Origin of the sequence: Tenacibaculum bernardetii (genome assembly GCF_029125915.1) — a bacterium.
Taxonomy (GTDB): Bacteria; Bacteroidota; Bacteroidia; order Flavobacteriales; family Flavobacteriaceae; genus Polaribacter; species Polaribacter bernardetii.
In genome coordinates this window covers 75548-99401 of sequence record NZ_JAQJCU010000010.1, presented here as the reverse complement: position 1 = coordinate 99401, position 23854 = coordinate 75548, and the positions used below count along the sequence as shown (strand labels likewise).

General features: G+C 30.5%; 25 protein-coding genes. 10 read left to right on the top strand and 15 right to left on the bottom strand.

The annotated features are described in order from the left end of the window. Window positions 1-27: 27 nt before the first annotated feature. Window positions 28-981 carry a PhoH family protein gene (locus tag P2G10_RS09895; protein WP_275316404.1) on the bottom strand — a complete coding sequence of 318 codons (954 nt, stop codon included), beginning with the start codon at window positions 979-981 and terminating at the stop codon, window positions 28-30. A gap of 119 nt (window positions 982-1100) precedes the next feature. Here P2G10_RS09895 and P2G10_RS09890 point away from each other — a divergent pair, with 119 nt between their 5' ends. From P2G10_RS09890 to gldG, 5 genes are read left to right on the top strand one after another with little or no spacing between them, the layout of a single operon-like run. Beyond that, window positions 1101-1964 (top strand): SAM hydrolase/SAM-dependent halogenase family protein, encoded by an 864-nt coding sequence (locus P2G10_RS09890; protein WP_275316403.1) that lies wholly within the window; start codon window positions 1101-1103, stop codon window positions 1962-1964. A 4-nt stretch (window positions 1965-1968) separates the two neighbouring features. Continuing rightward, window positions 1969-2265: a putative quinol monooxygenase gene (locus P2G10_RS09885; protein WP_275316402.1), complete on the top strand. Its 297-nt coding sequence runs from the start codon at window positions 1969-1971 to the stop codon at window positions 2263-2265. After that, window positions 2265-2789, top strand: coding sequence for a GNAT family N-acetyltransferase (locus tag P2G10_RS09880; protein ID WP_218773262.1), 525 nt, complete (start codon window positions 2265-2267; stop codon window positions 2787-2789). Before P2G10_RS09885 ends, P2G10_RS09880 begins: the two co-directional genes overlap by 1 nt. Further along, window positions 2789-3499, top strand: coding sequence for a gliding motility-associated ABC transporter permease subunit GldF (gene gldF / locus P2G10_RS09875; RefSeq protein ID WP_275316401.1), 711 nt, complete (start codon window positions 2789-2791; stop codon window positions 3497-3499). Before P2G10_RS09880 ends, gldF begins: the two co-directional genes overlap by 1 nt. After that, window positions 3492-5135: a gliding motility-associated ABC transporter substrate-binding protein GldG gene (gldG, locus tag P2G10_RS09870; protein WP_275316400.1), complete on the top strand. Its 1644-nt coding sequence runs from the start codon at window positions 3492-3494 to the stop codon at window positions 5133-5135. Before gldF ends, gldG begins: the two co-directional genes overlap by 8 nt. 133 nt (window positions 5136-5268) lie before the next feature. On the opposite strand, the gene P2G10_RS09865 is transcribed toward gldG, so the two are convergent. Together P2G10_RS09865 and P2G10_RS09860 are read right to left on the bottom strand one after the other, a co-directional pair. Next, on the bottom strand, window positions 5269-6027 hold the full coding sequence (locus tag P2G10_RS09865; protein ID WP_275316399.1) for an NAD-dependent epimerase/dehydratase family protein: 759 nt from the start codon (window positions 6025-6027) through the stop codon (window positions 5269-5271). Then, window positions 6017-6682 (bottom strand): MIP/aquaporin family protein, encoded by a 666-nt coding sequence (locus tag P2G10_RS09860; protein ID WP_275316398.1) that lies wholly within the window; start codon window positions 6680-6682, stop codon window positions 6017-6019. Before P2G10_RS09860 ends, P2G10_RS09865 begins: the two co-directional genes overlap by 11 nt. A 107-nt stretch (window positions 6683-6789) precedes the next feature. On the opposite strand from P2G10_RS09860, the gene P2G10_RS09855 reads away from it, so the two are divergent. Together P2G10_RS09855 and P2G10_RS09850 are read left to right on the top strand one after the other, a co-directional pair. After that, window positions 6790-7629: a DUF2911 domain-containing protein gene (locus P2G10_RS09855; RefSeq protein ID WP_275316397.1), complete on the top strand. Its 840-nt coding sequence runs from the start codon at window positions 6790-6792 to the stop codon at window positions 7627-7629. Between the two features lie 116 nt (window positions 7630-7745). Next, window positions 7746-8933 (top strand): BaiN/RdsA family NAD(P)/FAD-dependent oxidoreductase, encoded by a 1188-nt coding sequence (locus P2G10_RS09850; RefSeq protein ID WP_275316396.1) that lies wholly within the window; start codon window positions 7746-7748, stop codon window positions 8931-8933. Between the two features lie 5 nt (window positions 8934-8938). Here the strand turns inward: P2G10_RS09850 and P2G10_RS09845 are convergent, their stop codons facing one another. From P2G10_RS09845 to P2G10_RS09795, 11 genes are all read right to left on the bottom strand, one after another. Next, complete coding sequence (locus P2G10_RS09845) at window positions 8939-9397, bottom strand: GNAT family N-acetyltransferase (RefSeq protein WP_275316395.1); 459 nt, start codon at window positions 9395-9397, stop codon at window positions 8939-8941. 2 nt (window positions 9398-9399) lie between these two features. After that, on the bottom strand, window positions 9400-11055 hold the full coding sequence (locus P2G10_RS09840; protein ID WP_275316394.1) for a sodium:solute symporter family protein: 1656 nt from the start codon (window positions 11053-11055) through the stop codon (window positions 9400-9402). 112 nt (window positions 11056-11167) lie between these two features. Next, on the bottom strand, window positions 11168-11920 hold the full coding sequence (locus tag P2G10_RS09835; RefSeq protein ID WP_275316392.1) for a DUF6503 family protein: 753 nt from the start codon (window positions 11918-11920) through the stop codon (window positions 11168-11170). Window positions 11921-12056: 136 nt separating this feature from the next. After that, a complete protein-coding gene (locus tag P2G10_RS09830; protein WP_275316390.1) occupies window positions 12057-13823 on the bottom strand; it encodes an ABC transporter ATP-binding protein in 1767 nt (588 codons plus the stop codon). Between the two features lie 91 nt (window positions 13824-13914). Further along, complete coding sequence (locus P2G10_RS09825) at window positions 13915-14640, bottom strand: acyl-CoA desaturase (RefSeq protein ID WP_275316388.1); 726 nt, start codon at window positions 14638-14640, stop codon at window positions 13915-13917. A gap of 59 nt (window positions 14641-14699) precedes the next feature. After that, window positions 14700-15272, bottom strand: a complete 573-nt coding sequence (locus tag P2G10_RS09820; protein ID WP_218773479.1) for a Crp/Fnr family transcriptional regulator — start codon at window positions 15270-15272, stop codon at window positions 14700-14702. 235 nt (window positions 15273-15507) lie between these two features. Next, a complete protein-coding gene (locus tag P2G10_RS09815) occupies window positions 15508-15888 on the bottom strand; it encodes a hypothetical protein (RefSeq protein ID WP_218773273.1) in 381 nt (126 codons plus the stop codon). Between the two features lie 55 nt (window positions 15889-15943). Then, complete coding sequence (locus P2G10_RS09810; protein WP_275316386.1) at window positions 15944-17239, bottom strand: Glu/Leu/Phe/Val family dehydrogenase; 1296 nt, start codon at window positions 17237-17239, stop codon at window positions 15944-15946. An 8-nt stretch (window positions 17240-17247) separates the two neighbouring features. Further along, window positions 17248-17439 carry a hypothetical protein gene (locus P2G10_RS09805; RefSeq protein WP_275316385.1) on the bottom strand — a complete coding sequence of 64 codons (192 nt, stop codon included), beginning with the start codon at window positions 17437-17439 and terminating at the stop codon, window positions 17248-17250. Window positions 17440-17613: 174 nt separating this feature from the next. Next, entirely contained in the window at window positions 17614-18939 is a 1326-nt protein-coding gene (locus P2G10_RS09800; RefSeq protein ID WP_275316383.1) for a sigma-54-dependent transcriptional regulator, read from the bottom strand. 3 nt (window positions 18940-18942) lie between these two features. Then, entirely contained in the window at window positions 18943-20043 is a 1101-nt protein-coding gene (locus P2G10_RS09795; RefSeq protein ID WP_275316382.1) for a sensor histidine kinase, read from the bottom strand. Window positions 20044-20527: 484 nt separating this feature from the next. Here P2G10_RS09795 and P2G10_RS09790 point away from each other — a divergent pair, with 484 nt between their 5' ends. The 3 genes from P2G10_RS09790 (at window position 20528) to P2G10_RS09780 (ending at window position 22229) form a co-directional block, all read left to right on the top strand. Continuing rightward, the gene (locus tag P2G10_RS09790) at window positions 20528-20926 is read left to right on the top strand and encodes an AraC family transcriptional regulator N-terminal domain-containing protein (protein WP_338056316.1); all 399 of its coding nucleotides are present in this window, start codon (window positions 20528-20530) and stop codon (window positions 20924-20926) included. Between the two features lie 111 nt (window positions 20927-21037). Further along, entirely contained in the window at window positions 21038-21445 is a 408-nt protein-coding gene (locus tag P2G10_RS09785; protein ID WP_338056315.1) for a helix-turn-helix transcriptional regulator, read from the top strand. A 13-nt stretch (window positions 21446-21458) separates the two neighbouring features. Beyond that, complete coding sequence (locus P2G10_RS09780) at window positions 21459-22229, top strand: sulfite exporter TauE/SafE family protein (RefSeq protein ID WP_275316380.1); 771 nt, start codon at window positions 21459-21461, stop codon at window positions 22227-22229. Between the two features lie 4 nt (window positions 22230-22233). Here P2G10_RS09780 and P2G10_RS09775 read toward each other — a convergent pair whose 3' ends face one another. Further along, window positions 22234-23847: a cytochrome-c peroxidase gene (locus tag P2G10_RS09775; protein WP_275316378.1), complete on the bottom strand. Its 1614-nt coding sequence runs from the start codon at window positions 23845-23847 to the stop codon at window positions 22234-22236. Window positions 23848-23854 lie beyond the last annotated feature (7 nt).

The following is a 23854-nucleotide window of genomic DNA, read 5'->3' as shown; positions in this document are numbered from 1 at the left end:
AATATTATGAAGCAAAAATAATATTTACTACTCAGTTTCAATACTCTTATACGCTTTAATAATGCTTTTAATTAATCGGTGACGCACTACATCTTTATCATCTAAATACACCATCGCAATTCCTTTAATATCTTTTAAAGCCAATAACGATTCTTTTAATCCAGAAATTTGTTTACGAGGTAAATCTATTTGGCCAGGATCTCCAGTAATAATAAATTTTGCATGCATTCCCATTCTTGTTAAAAACATTTTCATTTGGTTATGCGTTGTATTCTGTGCTTCATCTAAAATAACAAAAGCATTATCTAACGTACGACCACGCATAAATGCCAAAGGAGCAATTTGTATAATTCCTTTTTCTAAGTGCGATTCTAATTTCTCATGCGGAATCATATCACGCAAAGCATCGTATAAAGGTTGCATATACGGATCTAGTTTTTCTTTTAAATCACCCGGAAGAAAACCTAAATTTTCGCCAGATTCTACCGCAGGCCTTGTTAAAATTATTCGGCGAACTTCTTTTTCTTTTAATGCTTTTACCGCTAATGCTACTGCTGTATATGTTTTCCCTGTACCTGCAGGTCCAACAGCAAATAGCATGTCGTTTTTTCCCATCAAATCAACCATTTTTCGCTGATTTGTTGTTTGTGCTTTTATCAATTTACCACTAACACCATGCACTAAAACACCTTCTGTTTTTCCTGACTTTCGAATTTCTTCTTCTTTTCCGGTTGATGTTAAAACACGCTCGATACTGTTTTCATCTAACTTATTATACTTATTAAAGTATTTCATTAGCATCACTATCCGTTTTTCTAACTCATCTAAAATTTCGGGTTCACCATAAATCTTAAGCTTATTTCCTCTAGCTACAATTTTAACTTTCGGAAAATACTTTTTCAACTCTGTTATCGTACTATTTTGAGCTCCAAAAAATTCATTTGGGTCGATTTCTGTTATTTCAATGATACGTTCGTTCAATTGATAAAAGTTTTAATTTATTCACTTTAAAAATAATGATTATTTTTATTGATTTATGTAGTTTTGCTATAAATTTTAGCCTATTTTTTCAACCCACTAATTAACAAGTATTTATATTAATGTCTCTAATTACATTGACCACCGATTTCGGAATAAAAGATCACTTTGTTGGCGCTGTAAAAGGAGCAATTTATAGTGAGTTACCTGAGGCTAAAATTGTTGATATTACACATCATATTACGCCATTTAACATTACCGAAACTGCTTATATTTTAAAAAACACTTACAAGAGTTTCCCCGAGAAAACAATACATATTGTTGGAGTAGATTCTGAATTAAGCGTAGATAACAAACACATTGCTATAGAATTAGACAATCATTATTTTATTTGTCCGGATAACGGTTTAATATCAATGATTACATCAGAAATTAATCCTACCAAGATTGTAGAAATTAATATTCATAATCATATAGAAACTAGCTTTCCTGTTTTAGATGTTTTTGTGCAAGTAGCTTCGCATATTGCTCGTGGCGGTAGCTTAAATGTTATCGGTAAGGAAATAACTTCTTATAAGAAAATTATCGAGATACAGCCAAAAGTAAATCAGGCACAAACTGTTATTATTGGTGGTGTTATTTATATAGATAACTACGGAAATGTAATTACAAACATCCACAAAAAACTATTTAATACTATAGGAAAAGGTCGAGATTTTAAAGTCTCTGCAAAACGATCTTTTTTTAATAAAATTTACAATCGATATAATGAAATTGTAGACTATACCGTTCCTGAGGATAAAAGACGCTATGACGGAGAAAAGCTTGCTATTTTTAATTCGGCAGGTTTTTTAGAAATTGCAATTTACAGAAGCAATCTAAACACCGTTGGTGGTGCTTCTTCTTTATTAGGTTTAGGTTATAGAGATACTATTACTATTGAGTTTGAAACAATTGAAACACCTGATTTTACCACAATAAATTAAAAATATGTTTGTACGAATTGTAAAAATGAGTTTTCATTCAGATAAAATTGAAGAATTCTTAGCTAATTTTAACACCAAAAAAGAGTTTATTAGAAACTCTCCAGGTTGCCGTTTATTAGAATTGTATAGAGACAAAACAAATTCTGATATCTTTTTTACTTACAGCTATTGGGAAACCGAACAAGACCTAGAAAACTACCGAAACTCTGATTTATTTAAAGGAGTTTGGGCACAAACAAAAGTATTATTTAACGACAAACCATTAGCGTGGAGTGTTGACAAAACCGTAAGCCTACCATAATGAACTACCCTACTATTTTCCCTGAGTTATCTACAGAAAGATTAACATTACGTCAATTATCTTTTAACGATAAACGAACTATTTTTAAACTGCGTTCTAACAAAGAAATTAACAAGTTAATTGTTAGAGATACGCCTAAAAACTTAAATGATGCTGATTCTTTTATTCAAACTTGTTTGGATGAATTTGAAAAAGGAAATCGAATTTTTTGGGCAATTCAGCATCAAGAAAGCAACCAAATAATTGGTACCATTGTTTATCATAATATCAATGCCGAAAATAATTATGCAGAAATTGGCTATGAATTAAATCCCGATTTTCAAAATGAAGGTTTTATGAGTGAAGCCATGGCTACTGTTTTAGAGTATGGTAAATCGGTTTTAGAACTAAACACCATTGAAGCTTTTACACATCAAAATAATACTGCATCAACAACGTTATTAGAAAAACATCAGTTTATTTTAGATGATGAGGATTTATTTGACGACAATACTATTTTTCGCCTCGATATAAACCAAGAATAATGTACGCCATACTAAAAAAAGAATTTAACTCATTTTTTGCATCACCAATAGCTTATTTAGTTATCGGAGTTTTTTTACTCGTAAACGGATTGTTTTTATGGGTTTTTAAAGACAATTTCAATATTTTAAATGCTGGTTTTGCCGATTTAAGTTCTTTCTTTTATTTAGCGCCGTGGTTATTTTTATTTCTGATTCCGGCAATTACCATGAAAAGTTTTGCTGATGAACTAAATAGCGGAACCATCGAAATTTTAAAAACCAAACCTGTAACCGATTGGCAAATTGTTCTTGGTAAATTCACCGCTTCTTTACTTTTAGTATGCATTGCGTTGCTACCTACTTTAACGTATGTATATACCGTTTATTTGCTAGGAAACCCTATTGGTAATTTAGATATTGGTAGTACAATTGGTTCGTATTTAGGATTACTTTTTTTAGCTGCCACTTATACGGCAGTTGGTTTATTTACCTCTACACTCTCTAAAAATCAGATTGTCGCTTTTATCTTAAGTATATTTATCACTTTTATTTTATTCTACGGATTTGATGCTGTAAGCGACACCTTAGGAAATTCGATACAACAATTCGGAATTAACGAACACTTTAAAAGTATTAGTCGCGGTGTGGTTGATACGCGCGATGTTATTTACTTTTTAAGCGTTACTACTTTCTTTTTATTCATCACAAAACAACAATTAAAAAATGAATAAGAAGCTACAACATATTGCTTTTGCATTTATCGGATTAATCTTGATAAACTACCTTTCTAATGCTGTTTATAAACGATTCGATTTAACACAAGATAAACGATACACAATTTCTGATGTTACTTATAGTTTACTTGAAAAAATAGATGCTCCTATTTTGATAAACGTGTATTTAGAAGGTCATTTCCCTGCAGAATTTAAGCGTTTACAAACAGAAACACGTCAGTTTTTAGAAGAGCTAAAAGCAATTAATTCTAATGTTCGCTTTCGTTTTATCAATCCGAAAAATATTCGTGAACGTTTGATAAAAAAAGGAATGATGCCAAGTCAATTAACTGTTGAAGAAGACGGTGATTTATCAGAGGCTATTATTTTTCCTTGGGCAGAAATTAGTGTTGGTAAAAAAACGGAGTTGGTTTCTTTATTACCAAACTCATTGGCCAAAACACAAGAAAATCAATTGCAAAACGCTATTGAAAAATTAGAATATTCTTTTGCGAACGCAATTCATAACATCACCAAAACAACAAAACCCAAAATAGCTGTAATTGCTGGTAATGGTCAATTAGAAGATATTCAATTATACAGTTTACTAACCGAACTCGGTAAAAAATACCGTTTAGCAAAGTTTTCATTAAATAACGTAGCAACTAATCCGCAGAAAACAGTAACCGATTTAGCAAAATACGATTTGGCAATTATAGCCAAACCTAAGGAACGTTTTACAGAAGAAGAAAAATTTACCTTAGATCAATTTATTACCAATGGAGGGAAATCTCTTTGGATGATTGATCAAAATTACGCTGATACTGATAGTTTATATAACAATGGAAAAATGTTAGCTTTTCCTCGTGATTTAAACTTAACCGACTTACTGTTTAGCTACCAAGTTCGTGTAAATAACAAATTAATTCAAGATTTGTATTCCGCTAAAATTCCGTTAGCTACTGGTAATGTAGGAAACCAAACACAATTTCAACATTTAAATTGGTTCTACCATCCGTTGGTAAACGGAAATCCGAATCATCTGATTACTAAAAACCTTGCTCCTGTTCGTTTTCGTTTTGCTACGCAAATAGACACTTTAAAAGGAAGTCTAAAAAAAACACCTTTATTAGTAACTTCTGTACTTACAAAAAAAATAGGAACTCCTAATTTTGTTGAGTTACAAAGTATCGCTAAACAACCTGTAGAAAACGAATTTAATAGTGGGCCGCAACTTTTAGCGGTCTTATTAGAAGGCACTTTTAATTCTGCCTACAAAAACAGAACAAAACCATTTAATACACCACTTTTTAAAGAAGAAAGTAAAGCTAATAAAATGGTGGTTATTTCTGATGGAGATATTGCCAGAAATCAGATTTTAAAAGGGAAACCACACGATTTAGCTTTAGATAAATGGACAGGTGAACAATTTGGAAATAAAGATTTCTTAATCAATACAATCGATTATTTATTGGATGATTCAGGTTTAATAAATCTTCGTAATAAAACAGTAACCATTAATTTATTAGATAAACAGAAAGCATTTACCGAAAAACGTTTTTGGCAATTTATAAATATTGGTGTTCCGTTAATTTTACTGGCTCTTTTTGGCTTCGTCTTTAATTATTTAAGGAAGCGGAAGTATTCGAAATAGTAAACTATTAATAATTCTAAATATATTAAAACAACGCTATGTTTATGTCTATTTGAATTTATTTCAGATTCTTACACTAATTCGCTTGTTATCTCTTGTGATTCTGAAATAAATTCAGAATGACGCGTTAATTTTAGGCTAACAAATCATCATAAATAAAAGTATAATTCAATCTCTTTTGCACTTTATCAGCATTTATAATTTTATATTTTAATGGAGAAGAATCATCAAAAACTGGAGGTTCTTTTTTCAATACTTTCCTTGCGTTTAAATAATATTCTTTTCGTGTTGGATGATGGTTAGAACACGCATTAAAAACTTCTCCAAAAACATCTTGTTGTATAATTTGACAAATAATTTCTACGCAATCATCTTGATGAATCATATTCACAAAACCTTTGGGTTGTGGTACTTTTTTATTTTGAAACCAATTTCCGGGCTGTCGTTCATATCCAAAAAGTCCTGCAAAACGGATTATTGTTGTTTTAAAGTTTTTATTAACTCTAAAAGCATTTTCTATTTCAACCAAAGGAGAATCGATCGTTGCATCTTCTTCTGTCATTTCTTTATTCAAACTAGGATATACAGAAGTTGAACTTATAAAAATCACTTTTTTAATAGTTGATTTTTCTATTTCTCTAATCAGGTTTTTAAAGCCTAAAACATTTTTTGAAGGAATTGCTACAATTAATATTTCAGAAGTCAAAAATGGTTGAATAGTCTCTTCGTTAACTTTATCAATATCAACTAAAAAAGGGTTAATTCCCTCTTCCTTAAAAACAGGTAGCTTATCTACAGATGTTGTAGAACCTTTTATTATAAATTCTTTACTTATTAAATATGTAGCCAATGGTTTTCCTAACCAACCGCAACCTAAAATACTAACATTCATCATCGCAACAATTATCGTCTTTAACTAATTTACAAGAAACCACCGCTAACAAAGCCCCTAAAATTGGCGCCAATATATATAACCATAAATGTTCTAAATGCCCGGAAACCAAAGCTGGGGCAATAGAACGAACAGGATTCATAGATGCTTTTGTCATTGGCCCTGCAAACATTGCTTCTAATAAAACCACAGCTCCAATAGCAATTCCTGCCATTACGCCTACTTCTTTACTTCCGCTAGAAACATTAATAATTGTTAGCATTAAAAAGAAGGTTAGCAGTAATTCTAAAATAAATGCACGCCACGGTTCAAACGACGGAATCGTAGCTCCGTAATATTCACTTGCAGGAAACAAGACCCATAAAATACAACTTGCCAATATTGCACCTAATAATTGGGCAATAATATATTTCGGAACTTCTTTCCATGAAAATTTTTTAGCATACGCAAAGGCAATTGTTACAGCAGGGTTAAAATGCGCTCCAGATATTTCACCAAAAGCATAAATCATGGCCATTACAATTAAACCCCAGGTAATTGCAACACCTGTATGTGTTAAATCGGTTCCACCAGTTATTTCACTCACTGTCATGGCACCTGTACCACAAAAAACTAAGGCAAAAGTTCCTATTAATTCTGAAATATATTTTTTCATATTGCAAATATCAACTAAAAAAATGATGTTTATTTTAAGTTTTCATTAACATTTAACTGAATTATTCCTTGTAATTTTAACATCTAAATTTAAAACAATCAATTATCATGAAAAAAATAGTTTTAAGCCTATTTGTAGCTGCACTTACGTTAACTACAAATGCACAAATAAAAACTCCAGCTCCAAGTCCTACTTCTAAATTAGAACAAGCTGTTGGTTTATCTGATGTAACAGTTGAATATTCTAGACCAGGAATGAGAGATAGAGCAATTTTCGGAAACTTAGTTCCTTTTGACAAAGTATGGAGAACTGGAGCTAACGAAAACACGAAAGTTACTTTTAGTACTGATGTTACTATCGACGGAAAAGAATTAAAGAAAGGAACATATGCTTTATATACAAAACCAGGAAAAGATGCTTGGGAAGTAATTTTTTATACGGATGCAACAAACTGGGGAACTCCACAGAAATGGGATGCTAATAAGGTAGCTTTATCTACTACTGTAAAGGCTGATATGATGCCTATGAAAATAGAAACTTTTACAATTACTATTGACGACCTTAAAAACGACTCAGCTGTTTTAGGAATGTTATGGGAAAATGTGTATGTTGGTGTAAAATTTAACACGCCTACTGATAAAGCTGTAGAAGCAAGTATTACTGCTACTATGCAGGGGCCAAAAGCTGGTGATTTTTATTCTGCTGCTGTATATTATTTACAAAGTGGTAAAGACATTAAAAAGGCGGCAACTTGGATTAACAAGGCTGTAGACATGACTAAGGACAAGCCTCGTTTTTGGTATTTACGTCAGCAATCTTTAATTTTAGCGAAAGCTGGTGATAAAAAAGGAGCTGTTAAAGCTGCAAAAGCATCTTTAGCTGGTGCTGAAAAAGCAGGTAACGCTGATTATATTAAAATGAATAAAGAGTTTTTAGCAAAAATGTAATTCATTTAAAGTAAAAACGTTTATATAAAATAAAGTCTGCAACTTAGGTTGCAGACTTTATTTGTTTTATACCCTTTTTTTTTATTATCCTAAAAAACAAATACTAACTTTGTGCTATGAAAAAATCAATAGCCATTATTGGCGGTGGTCCTTCTGCGTTATTTGCTGCAGCTTTTTTAGATACTAACAAATTTGATGTTACCATTTACGAAAAAAAGAAATCGTTAGGACGAAAATTCTTAGTTGCTGGTGATGGCGGATTTAACCTTAGCCACGGAGAATCTATTGATAAAATGATTGCACGCTACACACCTACTTCATTTCTTAAAAATGCTTTATTAAATTTCACTAATGATGATTTACGTAACTGGTTATTATCTATTGCTATTCCAACTTTTGTAGGAAGTAGTAATCGTATATATCCTGAAAAAGGAATTAAACCTATTACAGTTCTTACCAACATCAAACAGTTTTTAAGCGATAAAAATATACAATTTGTATACAATTATGAATGGAAAGGTTGGAATGATAAAAGTGAGTTGATTTTTAATGACAACAAAATTATCACCCCTGATTATACTATTTTTTCATTAGGTGGCGCTAGTTGGAAAATTACTGGATCAGAAGGTAATTGGATAGATAATTTTAAGGAGAAAGATATAAATACACCTCCTTTCTTGCCTGCTAATTGTGCTTATTATATTAATTGGAAAAGTGATTTTATATCTAAAAATGAAGGACAGCCTTTAAAAAACATTGCACTTTCTTGTTTAGATAAAAAACAAAAAGGAGAATTGGTTATTACAAAATCCGGATTAGAAGGAAATGCTATTTATGCATTGAGTCCGCAAATACAATCACAACTATCCGCTAATATAAAACCTGTTATTTATTTAGATTTAAAACCGATGCTTACTTTTACTGAGGTTGTAAAAAAAATAAAGGGCTCTCATTTAAGAACTACCGATATTCTTAAAAAAATATTGAAGTTAAGTGCACCTCAAATTGCTCTTTTAAAAACTGTTTTAACAAAAGAAGAATACATCAACAAAAACCGTATTGCAGAAAAAGTAAAAAACTTACCTCTTATTATTGAAGCTGCTGCTCCTTTAAATGAAGCTATTTCAACTACTGGCGGAATTGCTTTAAGCGAAGTCAACGAAAATTTCGAGCTCAAGAAACTCAAAAATAGTTACTGTATCGGTGAAATGTTAGATTGGAACGCGCCTACAGGAGGTTATTTATTGCAAGCTTGTTTTAGTATGGGAATATCTATTGCGAAACATTTAAATGAAAAAGAGTAATGGCATTACTTTAAACTTCTTCTCATATTAATTAAGTGCTTTTTAAATCCTGCTTTCTCATACGCTTTAATAGCTCCAGGATTATCAGCATATACATCTAATCGAACTTCAAATGTGTTTTTAGATATTACCCAAGTATGCAAAGCATCAATAACTAGTTTATTAATTCCTTTACCTCTATGAGAATTTTTAACATACATAAAACCTAAATACCCCAAGTTTTGATGTTTTAAATATGGTTTTGCCAATTGTATTCTGGCATAACCAGAGCCTACAACATTTCCTTCATCTAAAGCTACAATAACCTCTACTTCATCAGACAAAATCATTGCTTTAATATTGTAATAAGATATTTTTTCGTCTTTTAAAGTAACATCAAAAGGCCTTTCGAAATTAATAAGCGCTTGTTCAAACTCTAAAAGAATAGGTAAATCTTTTAAAGTGGCTGTTCTAGTTGAAATCATTCTTATTTCTTATTTAAAAATGGTTGTAATAATGAAGCTATTAAAATTACCAATCCGCAACCCAAAGCATTCAACCATAAGAAAGGTAACCAATCTGCTTTCCAAACATAAATAATAATTAACTGTGTGATAATAGCAGCAATAAAAACCGCGTTCGATTTTACAAACTTAAAGAAGAATGCTAACAAGAATATTCCTAATACATTTCCGTAGAAAATAGAACCGATAATATTAACTAACTGAATAAGGTTGTCGAATAAATTGGCGACACAAGCAACGGAAATTGCTAAAAGCCCCCATCCTAAAGTAAACCATTTGGTCATTTTAACATAATGCTCTTCACTCCTATCCTTCTTTTGATTTCTTTTATATAAATCGATAACAGTGGTTGATGCCAACGCATTTAACTCAGATGCTGTTGATGACATTGCTGCCGATAAAATTACCGCTAACAATAAGCCGATTAAACCTTTTGGTAAATTGTGTAAAATAAAATGAATAAAAACATAATCTTTATCATTCGTTTCTACTAAAGCATCTGCTTTTGTAATTATTGCTTTAGCTTGCTTTTTTATTGATTTATCTTGCTCGTTTAACGCTTGTAATTGTTTTTTATTCGCATCCGTTAAACCTTCAAAAATTAAAGCTTTCTTTTGATTTTCTATCTGGATATGTTTCTCACCTAAAGCCTTGTATTCTGAAGCGTATTGAGAGTTTTCAACAACTTCACTGGCTTTCGGGTTAAAATTTAAAGGAGATGTATTAAATTGATAAAACACAAACACCATTACTCCAACTAATAAAATAAAAAACTGCATTGGCACTTTTAACAATCCATTAAAAATTAACCCTAACTGACTTTCTCGAACAGATTTTCCTGATAAATATCGTTGCACTTGACTCTGATCGGTTCCGAAATAAGAAAGCATTAAGAAAGTCCCTCCTAAAATACCTGTCCATACAGTATAACGATTGTTTAAATCCCACGAGAAATCTATAATTTTCATTTTATCAGATGCTCCTGCAATTTCTAACGCTTTTGTAAAGGTAATTCCGTCAGGTAAATATTGTAATATCAAATAAAACGCAATAAACATTCCTGCGAAAATTACTGCCATTTGTTGTTTCTGAGTAACACTTACGGCTTTTGTTCCGCCAGAAACAGTATAAATAATTACCAAAAAACCAATAATTATATTTAATGTAATTAAATCCCATCCTAATACGGCTGACAAAATAATTGCGGGTGCAAAAATAGTGATTCCTGCAGCTAATCCTCTTTGTATTAAAAATAGAATAGCGGTTAAGGTTCTTGTTTTTCTATCAAAACGACCTTCTAAATACTCGTAGGCTGTATATACTTTTAATCGATGGTAAATAGGAATAAATACCAAACAGATAATCACCATAGCAATTGGCAATCCGAAGTAAAATTGTACAAACCCCATTCCGCTATGAAATGCTTGTCCTGGTGTAGATAAAAACGTGATGGCACTTGCTTGTGTTGCCATTACCGACAAACCAATTGTCCACCATTTACTATCACTTCCTCCTTTAATATAATCTTCAGCGTTTTTTCTTCCTCTAGTTTTCCAAACTCCGTAAAAAACAATAAATGATAATGTTAACGAAAGTACAATCCAATCGATTACCTGCATATTCTTAGTTAGTATATAAGTTTGTAATAATATAAAATATTGCGATATAGACTACGTTTGCTATTAATACTGCAGTGTATTCTTTTTTCCAAGTATATTTTTGTGAATCCATTTATTTTGTTGGTTTTGCATAAAAGTCAGCATCAAATGATGCTTCACTTAATAAAGGTAATACAAATTTGGTAGGTTCTCTTGCTGGCTCAGTAGGATTACCATTTTCGTGTTTCTTATACCAAGTTAAAGACTTAGGTAATAAAAACCCGTTAACGTTTTGCCAATCGTTATATCTAATAATACTCTTTTTATTTGATACTTTTTTACTGTGGTACGTAACCGTATAAGCTAACCAACTCATTTCATTGGTAGTTTCATCATAATAAATAAAATAATTATCATCTGGTGATGAACCAACATTTTCATTGTATGAAATTTTAAACCCTGGATACTTTTTTCCTTCAAACTCTAATGGTTTTGTTTCTGAATACACAATTCCGTCATCTGCCAAAACAAAAGGCATTGTATAAAAATAGAAATATAAGTTATAATAAAACTTAGCATCTTTCTTATAAACCGAAGTATCTGAAACCCAAACATCTTTACCATCAAAGCCTAATGAATACTCTTTAGCATTTATAACTGTTTTTCGTGAATGTAAATCCATAGTATGCTCTTCATTTTTTAAAGTATACGACAATGTTTTCATTTTTTGCCAATTATCAATACCTCCATGTTTATCAAAAACAGCAGCCAAAGCTTTTGGGTATTTTTCTGAAATTGTTTCTTTTTGTACAACTTCCTTTTTTGCTTCATTTTTACAAGCAATAGAAACTACTGCAATTACTATTAATAAGACTACTTTTCTCATTTTTTTATGGATGTTTTATTACTATAAAATACAGTCGAGTAAGAACAGTAAACTTACACAACTTCTATGAATTTATAAAATAAAAAAGCATCCGAATTCGGATGCTTTTTTACTATTGATTTATTATTAATGGCTTTTAAATTTTTGATTGATAAGTGTACAACTCAAAATATCTTCCTTGTTTCTTTATCAACTCATCATGTGTGCCTCGTTCTACTATCGAACCAGCTTCAATCACTAATATTTGATCTGCTTGTTTAATCGTGCTTAATCTATGCGCAATTACAATAGTTGTTCTTTCTTTTATTAATTCTGATAAACTTTTTTGAATCAACGCTTCACTTTCAGTATCTAAGCTAGAAGTTGCTTCATCTAAAATAATAATTTTCGGATTTGCTAAAATAGCTCTTGCAATTGCCAAACGTTGACGTTGCCCACCAGAAAGCTTTACACCTCTTTCACCTATTAATGTATTTAATCCATCATCAAAACGATCGGTGAATTCATTTACATACGCTGCTTTTACTGCATTTTGTAATTCTTGCTCCGTTGCATCTGGCCTTGGAAATAAAATATTTTCTCTAATAGTTCCTTCAAACAAAAACTCATCTTGTAAAACAACTCCTAAATGTTTTCGGTAACTATTTAATTTAACTTTTGACATGTCATGATTGTCAATCGTTACTGTTCCTGATTTCGGATTTAAAAAAGTTGCTGACAATCCTGCAATGGTCGATTTTCCTGACCCAGAACTCCCAACCAAAGCGGTTACTGTTCCTTTAGGCACCTGAAAACTGATATTGTTTAGTACTTGCTTACCTTCTTCATAAGAAAAAGAAACATCATTAAAAACTAACGCTCCTTCAACATTATCTAACTCAATAACTCTTTCTTCATTATCTTCTTCAGCTTCCATGTTCATCAACTCTTCGGTTCTATCTAAACCTGCTAAAGCTTCAGTTAATTGACTTCCGATATTACTCATTTGTACAATAGGTGCAATCATTAAACCTAATAAAAATGTAAATGATAAGAAATCACCCACGGTTAATTCTCCAACCATAATTTTGTAACCACCAATTCCCATTATTCCTGTAGACGCAATTCCTAATAAGAAAGTTGATGAACTTGTCATTATTGCCGTTGCAGTTAAACTCTTTTTTACGTTTTGAAATAAAAGAGCTACCCCTTTTTCAAAAGATTCGTTTTCTTGTTGCTCTGCGTTGAATGCTTTTATGACTCTTACACCAGCCAACGTTTCTGTTAAACGCCCTTTTACCTCAGCATTAATTACGCCTCGATTTCTAAATATGGGTCTGATATACTTAAAAGCTTTTAAAGCAACTAATCCGAAAACAACTACAGGAATCAACACAAACAATGTCATTGACCAACTTATGTTTATCAATAAAATTAAAGAAATTACAGCTGTTATTGTTCCTCCTACTAATTGCACCAATCCTGTTCCTATTAAATTACGCACACCTTCAACATCACTCATAATTCGAGAAACTAATGCGCCCGATTTTGTATTATCAAAAAAACTAATTGGTAAAGACAATACTTTCTTTTGCACTTTTGCACGCAATTCTGAAATTAAATATTGTGCTTGTACACTTAAAATACGTGTTAGTAAAAATGACGTTACCGCCTGTATTAAAATCGCTGTTCCAACAACAAATAATAAACTATAAAGTGCATTGTAATCTTTATTAGGAATTATATCATCTAACAATGATTTAATTTTTAACGGAGCTACCAAGCTTGCCAACCTACTTATTACAATTAAAACCAAACCTATTAAAACCAAGTTTTTACGGGGCCAAATAATCGTTTTAAATGCTTTTCCTATTGATACTTTAGGTTTCTTTTTGTTTTCTTTTGATAATGTATATTGCTGCATATTTTTTTATTGAAGACACTATTTATCGTCAAAACATATGCCATATATAGTTAATATGACACAATTACAAAACACAATTTAAAAGTACTCTTTATTTAAGCTTGATTAATTTTACCTTATCTAAAACCACCATAATACAATAAGTTACATCAATTTCGTGCCATCTTACACCACCGAAATTAGCACGACCACCATTAGCATGGTGATTGTTATGATACCCTTCTCCCATCATTAAAAAATCGAATGGTAATAAGTTTTTAGAAGTGTCGCTTACTTTAAAATTTACATACCCATAAATGTGTGCAAACCAGTTAATAATTACGCCGTGTATTGGCGCCATAAAAAAAGCTACTGGCAAAAGCAACCATTGCCACCAAGCTGTTGCAAAAAACATAAAGAATGCAACATATAAAGCACCCCAAGTTAATCTAGAAATTTTTGAACTTGCGAAGTTGTCAAAGCTTTTCCATTGTGGTACATTTTTAGTGAATTTTGCTTCAATTGCGACTCTTTGATTATTGATATCTTGATAGATGTTTTTAGTACGCCACATCATTTTAAACAGATTTTCATCATATTTAGGTGAATGTGGGTCTTTTTCTGTATCAGCATACGCATGATGCATTCGGTGCATTACCCCGTAACCATAAGCACTTAAGTAATTAGAGCCTTGTGTTAACCAAGTTAAAAAGAAACAAACTTTTTCTGCAAAATTCGACATTTTAAAGGTTTGATGTGCTGAATATCTATGTAAAAAGAAGGTTTGAAAAAATAAACCTGAATACCATAAAATTATTATGAAAATTACTATTGTCATTCTTGTATATTTAGCCTACAAAGAACTGATTTTAGTGTGGTAAAAAAAATGAACTTAAGTTAAGTAATTCGCCTTCTAATTCGGCTTAAAGCCTGGGCTGTAACACCTATATATGAGGCAATATATTTTAGTGGAATTTCTTTAATTAGCTTTGGGCGTTCATCAAATAAATTAAGGTAACGTTCTTCTGCTGTTTCGTTTAATAAAGATTGCTCTCTTTTAGATTTTATTAAAAATAAACGTTCAGAAGATAGGCGCCCTAATGTGTTTCCTATACTTGTTTCTTTATAAACCGCTTGCAGATCTTCATAAGACATGCTCCACATTTCTACATCTGTAAGTGTTTCTAGCTCATATAATGAAGGCGATTGTGTTAAAAAAGAATCATAAGCGCTTACAAACTCATTGTTAAAACAAAAACCAAAAGTTGTTTCTTTTTCTTTATCATCATTTGGAATAAAAAACCTAACTATTCCTTTATCTAGAAAAGATATATGTTTTTCTATGGCACCTAACTCTAAAAGTCTTGTACGTTTTTTTACACTCCTCGATTTTAATTTAGATGTAAAAAACTCCCAGTCACTATCATTAATTATAAGTGATTTCTCTAGATATGTTCTAATATTTACAATACTCATACTACGTTATAATCTTTTGCTGAACTTGTTGGATTAATGAAATAATATCATTTTTTAATTACTTATTTCATTATGTACAATTTTGTGCAAGATACGACGCTAAATTTTACCTTATTAAATTCTTTACGGTATAGTTATTTTATCAAAAAAAACACCATAATAGACAATTGCTATACGGTGTTTTTAGTTAAAAGTTCTACATTATTCTACTAAAAATGAACTTATTAAGTTATACTGTTAAGAGATTATATAAAACTTGCTGTTTAACCTTCCTATAGTTTTTAATATGTTTTAAATATAATGACCTTGTAGTTTCATGCTCATTTAAATAAAACAACTCACATGCAACATCATCACACTCATTAAGTTTTTCAGTTTCATTCCTAGCATTATATAGTTGAGTTAAAATCTTTGAGTTTTCTAAAAGCATTAATAATAATTCATCTCTTAAATCTCTTTTTTTAATTAAATTAGACGCTATTTTAGCTAAGTTATCGCACTCATTTGCTAAATAACTTACATGAGAAATCCACATATCTAACTCTCTAAAACTTCTTCTCTGAATAACCTCTGTTTCGGTATTGTAATCTGTATAAGTATTTAATTCCATAATCTTATTATTCCTAATTTAAATCACTAAATTCTAATCTTTCACAAAGCCCTTTCTATGGAAAAATACCTCTTTGTACATAAGCTCTTTCTATACGCTCTATTGCTATTACATATGCTGCAGACCTCATATCTAGCTTTTTACTTGCTGACATATTTAAAACTCTAATAAAAACTTCTCTCATTTTTTTATCAAGTCTCGCCATAATTTCATCTAGCTCCCATAACTCACCATTTCTGTTCTGTAACCATTCAAAATAACTTGCTATTACACCACCAGAATTACATAAAATATCTGGAATAATTTCTACTCCCTTTTCTAACAATATTTTTTCTGCTTCGACAGTTGTAGGACCATTTGCTCCTTCAGCAATTAAAAAAGCTTTTATTCTTGATGCATTATCTTTAATTATTTGATTACCTAAAGCTGCTGGAATACAAATATCACAATCCAAACCAAAAAAGTCTTCAGGATTTACTTCTGCGGTATTTAAAAATCCAACAACACTTCCGTTATTAAACTTTGTGTACTCAAATAAGGCTTTTACTTTAATTCCGTCTGAATTTGTAATCGCACCAAAAGCATCCTGAACTCCAACCATTATGGCTCCTTCTTTTTCTAGAAAATGCGCTGCCCAGTAACCTACATTTCCAAAACCTTGAACTATAAACTTTTTATCTGTAAGATCTAAACTTCTTTGTTCTGCCCAAAATTTTATATTCAAGAAAACTCCATAACCTGTTGCTCTATCCCTTCCTTCTAGGCCTCCCGAACCAATTGGTTTTCCGGTAACAACATGTTGATTTTTTGATCTTTCTGCTGGTGCTTTTGTAGACATATACGTATCTGCAATCCAAGCCATAGTTTGCGAATTGGTATTTACATCAGGAGCTGGAATATCATGCTCCGGACCAATATTATCTCCCAAAGCATACGTAAAACGCCTTGTAATACGTTCTAACTCTGACTGAGAATATTTTTTAGGATCCATTTGAATCCCTCCTTTTGCACCACCATAAGGCAAACCTGTTAATGAAGTTTTCCATGTCATCCACATTGCCAGTGCTTTTACAGCATCAATATCTATCGTTGGATGATATCTTAATCCACCTTTATAAGGCCCCAATGCATTGTTATGCTGCACTCGATATCCTTTAAAAATTTCTACCTCACCGTTATCCATACGAACTGGAAAATGAATAATTAACTCGTTATTGGTGATCCCTAATATTTTTTTAATATTTGGGTTTAAGTTTACCAAGTCAGATGCAGCATCAAACTGCTTCATAACATTATGTAACATTCCTTGCTTTGGTTCCTTTTGCTGTTTTAATTCTTTTGTTAAAGTCATTTTGTTAATTAAATAAGTTCTAATTCTTTTTTACTGCAGATTTCATCAAAATCTTTAGCAGTTAGAGTAACAATGTTTCCTTCTGATGTTTCTTCTTGATCAAACTCACTACAAGACCAAATAAAAGCGTTATTTGATATTAAACTACAAGAATTAACATGAATACAAGTACTACACAAACTTCTTTTATAAGCGTTCATAAATCATAATATTTGAATATGTTACTATATTGGCAACAGGTGTACCAAAAAAACACCATCAAACAAAATAAAAACTCAAAACACTATATAACAAATACTTAAACTTTAAAACTCTATTTCCACAAAACAAAAAACGGGTGATAATTACCCGCTTGATACTTTTTTACTCGATATTTATTTTAGTTTTTCCCGAAGTGTTTTTCTATCTATTTTAAGAATCTCTGCCGCTTTAGTTTTATTATTATTTGTAGCGGCTAAAACCTTAATGATATAATTTTTTTCAAGTTCTTTTAAAGATATTAATTCTTGGTTTTTAGGAAAGTCTATTTGATATTTTACATAATCTGGAAGATGTACTACTTCTACTGATTTATCGCACATAATTACAGCACGCTGAATTACATTTTCTAACTCTCTAATATTACCTGGCCAATGATACCTTTGTAATATTTCTATAGCATCTAGACTTATTTTTATAAATCGATCTTTGTATTCTATTCCATATTTAAAAAGAAACTTCTCTACTAATAAAGGAATATCTGAAATTCGTTCAGATAATTTAGGCACCTCTATTTGTACTACCGTTAATCGGTAATATAAATCTTCTCTAAACTTTCCTTTTTTAATTAGTTCTTGTAAATCGATATTAGTTGCTGCAATTACTCTAACATCTATTTTTTCTGTTTTCTGAGAACCTACTCTTACTATTTCTTTCTCTTGTAATACCCTTAACAAACGTAATTGTGTAGCCAAGGAAGCATTTCCTATTTCATCTAAAAACAACGTTCCTTTGTTTGCTGCCTGAAAAAAACCTGCTCTATTTGAATCTGCTCCTGTAAAAGCGCCTTTTACATAACCAAACAACTCTGACTCTAACAAATTTTCTGGAATTGCACCACAGTTTACTGCTACAAAAGGTGCTTTAGAAAATTTACCCATATAATGTATAGAACGTGCCACAAGCTCTTTACCAGTACCACTTTCTCCTGAAACAAAAACTGTTGCTTTATTATTTTTAAGTCGTTCAATTACATCTGTAACTTTTTGCATTGCAGGAGAACTTCCTATTAACTCTCCGTAAGCGTTTTCTTTTGGCTCTTTAGCTACTTTAACCTGTTTTATCTTTACTGGAGCATGCTCTAAAGACTTTAGTACCGCTGTTTTTAATTCTTCTTTTGTAAATGGTTTCGTAATATAATCTGCTGCGCCAGATTTCATAACTTCTAATGCACCATCAATTGATGGAAAACCTGTTACTACTAATTTAGGCATTTCTGGAAAATGTTCTGAAACGTATTTTATCAATTCTAAGCCATCAACTCCAGGCATTTGTAAATCGGTAATTAACAAGTCGATCGACTGGTCTTTTAAAATTTGCAATGCTTCTTTTACTGAGACCGCCTTGTAGGCGTGATAATTTAATGATTGTAAATGACGTTGGATAAGTTCTAAAATATGAATATCATCATCAACAATCAAGATATTTTCTTTGTGTAGCATTTGTTATTTTTTAGGAAAATTAATTACAAAAATAGTTCCTTTAGGTAAGTTAGGTAGGTGCTTTATAGCTCCTTTATGACTTTTTACAATTCCGTGAACAACACTTAATCCTAAACCAGAACCTTCTCCTATAGGTTTTGTTGTAAAAAAAGGATTAAAAATATTTGCTGCTGAATTTAATGGAATTCCAACTCCCTCATCTGATATACTTAATTGTATATTTTCTTTATTTTCTTCGACAGAAATTTTAATTTTTCCGTTAACAGGCGAGAAATAAATTGCATTGATTACTAAATTAAAAACTACTTGAGTTAGTTGAATTTTATCAGCTTTTAACTGAATATTTTCTTTATTGAAAAATAATTCACTTTTAATATTCTTTTTTATAAAATTTGGATTCAACAAACCAATAGCTTCCTTTATAATTGGTACACAGTTTATAACCTCCATCTGCTGAGGCATCTCACAAGAAAAAAACATTAATTTCTTTACAACTTCTCTAGAATAAATAGCACTATTTATTACTTTTTGTAAATCTTTTGTTCCAACCTCGTCAGTTTTATATCGCTCTTCTAGCAACTCTGTAAAACCTAAAATATTAGCTAAAGGTGTGTTTAACTCATGTGCTATTCCTGCGGTAATTTCTCCTAAAATAGATAACCTATCTATGCGTTCTATTTGTCTATTAGCAAGAATCTCTTTTTCTTTAATTTGTTTACGCTCAAAAAAATCTCCTATTTCAGAAGCTATTTTATTAAGTAAAAACTCTTCTTCTTCTAAAAAAGCATTTTGAGAAAACTTCACCTTTGAGTACCCCACTTTTATAGACCCAAAAATTTCACTGAATACTTTTATTGCTGAAACGATAAAAATAGCATCTTGATTTTGCTTTCCTTCTACAATACTGCTTTTATTCGTTTGAATTTCTACAAAAGCAGCGTCAGGATAACGGATAGATTCTTTTAGATTAAGTGCAATTCCTCTTAGAAGGTTTTCTGTATCAGAAAAATTACTGTTTCTTATTAAGGAGCTAACGTTATACAAACAAGTTAATTCCTTAACCCTTTCTTTTAATTTTTCTTCTATTGAGACCGGTTGTTCCATAAGTATTTATTACAAACAACAAATTTAAATTTTATACTTTTTTTTCAATTAAAAAAAAACATAATTTATACTTAAAATAACAATTTTTTAGCAAAAAAATACTGTTCTCTTTTAAGGGTTGATAACATCAAAAAACTAAACTTTTATATAAATATTATCTTTTTAACTGACCTAAGAACTACTTAAAAACTAAGCTATCAGTTTTAAAAAAGGTTTTATTAAATTACGTAAAAAACAATTAATCAACAACTTGTTTTGTTCTAATAAAAAAACTAGCACTTTTTAAGATGCTAGTTTTCTTTCTCTTTTTGATTGCAATTAAATAAAAAGAGAGTTTCTGGGGGAACTCTTTTTCTTTATAACAGTGAAAAAATTAAGGCTTAATAATTCTTAACAATAATCAAATTTACAGTTAAAAAAATAAAAACAATTGAACTATTATCTTAAATAATTGCACTATATTACTCTTCGAAAAACAAAAACTATGATATCTTTAGACCACCAATATTTTAAAGAAAGGAAACTCTCCACACTTATTGAAAACAGAACAATGTACTCTTCTGAATATGCTGAATTAAATATATTTGAAACCTTTGAAGCTACTAAAAATGTATTCTTAAATTTCGACTCTACTTTTATTGCCAGTATGTTAACAGGAAAAAAAACTATGCATTTTGATAAAACTGATCCTTTTTCTTTTGTTCCTGGTGAATCTTTAGTTATACCCGAAAACAATAGTATGAATATTGATTTTCCTGATGCTTCTTTAGATAATCCTACGTCATGCTTAGGCCTAGTTATTGATCAAAATAAAATAAATGAGGTTGTTTATAATTTTAATGAAGATACCGTTATTGAAAGAGAAAACGACAAATGGGATTAAAAAAAAAAGACATCTCATCTAAACAATAATAATGAACTAAATATATTAGTAAACAGGCTAACTAATACATTTATTAAAAACACAAAATCTAAGGATATACTGTTAGATTTAATGATTCAAGAATTAATTATTCGTTTACTACAAAGCAAAGCTCGAAAACTTATTTTAAATAATGTTGACGATCTATTTAATGATACACGTATAGGTTATGCTGTAAAATACATAAAAGAAAACTTAACCAACAATAACTTAACTTTAGATGAAGTATCTGAAAAAGCATGTATGAGTAAATCACATTTTTTTAAGAAATTTAAAAGTACTTTAGGCATTACACCTGTAGACTATATAAATTCTGAAAAAATTAAATTTGCGAAAAAGTTAATTAAGAATAATCCTAATGAAAACATTTGTGATATTGCCTACAAAACAGGCTTTAACAATGTAAGTTATTTTAATCGCCTTTTTAAGAAGAATGAACTTTTAACACCTCAACAATTTAAAATATCTTTGAGGGATTAATTTACTAAAAATATTGAATTTCTTAATTGATACTTTTACTTTAAACTGGCTTATAATATTGCTTTTTTTTGTTATCGCTATGCTATACTCTTCTGTTGGTTTTGGTGGTGGCTCTAGTTATTTAGCGGTATTAGCTTTAACCGGTATTGCTTATACACAAATAAGATCAACAGCATTAATATGTAATATTGTTGTTGTTTTTAGTAACGTATTATTGTTTCACAAAGAAAAACTACTTGACTGGCACAAAATAATTCCCCTGGTTTTATTTAGTGTTCCCTTAGCTTTTTTAGGCGGAATTTTAAAAATAAACCAAACTATCTTTTTTATTCTTTTAGGTATTACGCTATTAATTGCTGCAATTACCATGTGGTTTTCTAAAAAAACCACATTAAGTGTTCAAAAAAACAAAATAAACAGCAGCCGAAATGCTATTTATGGTGGTGTTATTGGTTTTATTTCTGGAATGGTAGGAATAGGTGGCGGTATTTTTTTAGCTCCTTTTCTTCACCTTAAAAACTGGGAGGTTCCAAAAAAAATAGCGGCTACATCAAGTGTTTTTATTTTGGTAAATTCTATTGCAGGTTTGTTTGGTCAATACATAAACCCTAATTTTATAATTGATTGGAATTTAACTTCTATTTTATTAGTAACAGTGTTTTTTGGTGGGCAAATTGGTAGTAGAATGAGCCATAAATTCTTTAGCCCGATTCAATTAAAAAAGGCAACCGCTATTTTGATTGCCTTTGTTAGTATTCGTATTTTAATAAAATATTTGTTTTAAGCAATTACTCATCGGTAAGTGTTTTCATAAAATCGATAACTTGAGTTATTTCTTTTTCTGATAAACTTAAATTATCAAAAGGTAAGGTTTGATATTCATTATGAATACCCAAACCTGCTCCGCCTCCCTTATTATAGAAATCCATCACTTCCTCTAAAGTTACATAAACACCGTTATGCATATAAGGTGCTGTTTTTGCGATATTTCTAATAGTAGGTGTTTTAAAAAAATGTTTACGCTCTGGTGTTTTATATAAATTATAGCGTCCTAAGTCTGATGAAATTTCAGCATTAATAGTATCTGCAGATATCGGAACTCCAATAAACTCTAATTCTGTATCGTTATAATTTGGTGGAACAGTTCCGTTAAAAACAGGTGCGAAATGACACGTTGCACACATTGCCTTTCCTGCAAACAAATTAAAGCCTTTTTGTTCATCTACTGTTAAGGTTTCTTCTTCTCCACGAATATTTCTATCAAATTTAGAATTAAATGTATTTAAGGTTCTTATATATGATGCTATTGCATGTCGAATATTAAAATTCACTCGTTTATTATCATATAAATTTGCTATTAACTTTTTATAGTTTTCATTTTTTAACACACGTTGTACAACAGAATCCATCGACATATTAAACTCATTATGATTCTCTACAACTCCAACAACTTGCCCCTCTAAGCTTCCTGATCTGGCATCCATAAAAAAACCTTTCTGATATGCTGAATAAGCTACTGTTGGTGTATTTCTTGTTTGATTTTTATCAAATACTCTTCTACCATCTGTAAAAGCTAAATCTTTAACATGACAAGTTGCACAAGCCATGTTATAATCTTTAGAAAGCGATGTATCGTTAAACAACTGCTTTCCGAAAATTATTTTTTTTGCCAATTGAGTGGTATCACTTAAATGATCTGAAAAATAATTAACATTTAATGCTTCTTCTGAAAATAAGGTTTCCATCGTATTAGATAACGCCATTTCAAAAGGAAACTTAACACCCCAATCTTTTTGAATTTCAACCAATATTTTTAATTGAAGATTCGTGTGCTTTTTTATAAAATTAAATCTATCAAAACTATCAAAATCATGTTTTAAAAATTTTTGAGCATTTATAATTGCTTCTTCAAACTTTACTAATAATTCTTTTGATTTAAACCTCTCCTCATTAAGTTTAATAATTTTCAATACTGTTTCATAAGTATATGAACTTTCTAATAGGGATTGATTTAAAACTGGCGAATCGAAACCTGTAATACCCGTTGCAGCTACACGGGTAATTTGATCTCTTAACAGCCATATAATATGATGGTCTTTTAATTTAAGAATACTATTTTTTCTTATTAATTTTAATCGGTTGCTTGTAACGCGTATAGCTCTTTTTAAAACCGCTTGATCAATATTTTCATCATAAAGAGACTCTTCTATAACCTGAAAGCCTATCGGCTTTATAACTCTTGTATCATTACTCGTCTCTCCCTTAACACTAATTATATTTGGTGCATTTAATGATTTATAGTTATCCTTATCAGAAAAAGCTAAAATTGGCTCTAGTAATTTAAAATGTTTTCTTGCTAGCACATAATATTTTTGCTGCGCTTTAATTGATTTACCTTTCATACTATCT

Excerpts from the sequence above, each read along its gene's own strand:
- P2G10_RS09890 (WP_275316403.1), top strand. The coding sequence starts at position 1,101 with ATGTCTCTAATTACATTGACCACCGATTTCGGAATAAAAGATCACTTT.
- P2G10_RS09885 (WP_275316402.1), top strand. The coding sequence starts at position 1,969 with ATGTTTGTACGAATTGTAAAAATGAGTTTTCATTCAGATAAAATTGAA.
- P2G10_RS09880 (WP_218773262.1), top strand. The coding sequence starts at position 2,265 with ATGAACTACCCTACTATTTTCCCTGAGTTATCTACAGAAAGATTAACA.
- gldF (WP_275316401.1), top strand. The coding sequence starts at position 2,789 with ATGTACGCCATACTAAAAAAAGAATTTAACTCATTTTTTGCATCACCA.
- gldG (WP_275316400.1), top strand. The coding sequence starts at position 3,492 with ATGAATAAGAAGCTACAACATATTGCTTTTGCATTTATCGGATTAATC.
- P2G10_RS09865 (WP_275316399.1), bottom strand. The coding sequence starts at position 6,027 with ATGAATGTTAGTATTTTAGGTTGCGGTTGGTTAGGAAAACCATTGGCT.
- P2G10_RS09860 (WP_275316398.1), bottom strand. The coding sequence starts at position 6,682 with ATGAAAAAATATATTTCAGAATTAATAGGAACTTTTGCCTTAGTTTTT.
- P2G10_RS09855 (WP_275316397.1), top strand. The coding sequence starts at position 6,790 with ATGAAAAAAATAGTTTTAAGCCTATTTGTAGCTGCACTTACGTTAACT.
- P2G10_RS09850 (WP_275316396.1), top strand. The coding sequence starts at position 7,746 with ATGAAAAAATCAATAGCCATTATTGGCGGTGGTCCTTCTGCGTTATTT.
- P2G10_RS09845 (WP_275316395.1), bottom strand. The coding sequence starts at position 9,397 with ATGATTTCAACTAGAACAGCCACTTTAAAAGATTTACCTATTCTTTTA.
- P2G10_RS09840 (WP_275316394.1), bottom strand. The coding sequence starts at position 11,055 with ATGCAGGTAATCGATTGGATTGTACTTTCGTTAACATTATCATTTATT.
- P2G10_RS09835 (WP_275316392.1), bottom strand. The coding sequence starts at position 11,920 with ATGAGAAAAGTAGTCTTATTAATAGTAATTGCAGTAGTTTCTATTGCT.
- P2G10_RS09830 (WP_275316390.1), bottom strand. The coding sequence starts at position 13,823 with ATGCAGCAATATACATTATCAAAAGAAAACAAAAAGAAACCTAAAGTA.
- P2G10_RS09825 (WP_275316388.1), bottom strand. The coding sequence starts at position 14,640 with ATGACAATAGTAATTTTCATAATAATTTTATGGTATTCAGGTTTATTT.
- P2G10_RS09815 (WP_218773273.1), bottom strand. The coding sequence starts at position 15,888 with ATGGAATTAAATACTTATACAGATTACAATACCGAAACAGAGGTTATT.
- P2G10_RS09810 (WP_275316386.1), bottom strand. The coding sequence starts at position 17,239 with ATGACTTTAACAAAAGAATTAAAACAGCAAAAGGAACCAAAGCAAGGA.
- P2G10_RS09805 (WP_275316385.1), bottom strand. The coding sequence starts at position 17,439 with ATGAACGCTTATAAAAGAAGTTTGTGTAGTACTTGTATTCATGTTAAT.
- P2G10_RS09800 (WP_275316383.1), bottom strand. The coding sequence starts at position 18,939 with ATGCTACACAAAGAAAATATCTTGATTGTTGATGATGATATTCATATT.
- P2G10_RS09795 (WP_275316382.1), bottom strand. The coding sequence starts at position 20,043 with ATGGAACAACCGGTCTCAATAGAAGAAAAATTAAAAGAAAGGGTTAAG.
- P2G10_RS09790 (WP_338056316.1), top strand. The coding sequence starts at position 20,528 with ATGATATCTTTAGACCACCAATATTTTAAAGAAAGGAAACTCTCCACA.
- P2G10_RS09785 (WP_338056315.1), top strand. The coding sequence starts at position 21,038 with ATGATTCAAGAATTAATTATTCGTTTACTACAAAGCAAAGCTCGAAAA.
- P2G10_RS09775 (WP_275316378.1), bottom strand. The coding sequence starts at position 23,847 with ATGAAAGGTAAATCAATTAAAGCGCAGCAAAAATATTATGTGCTAGCA.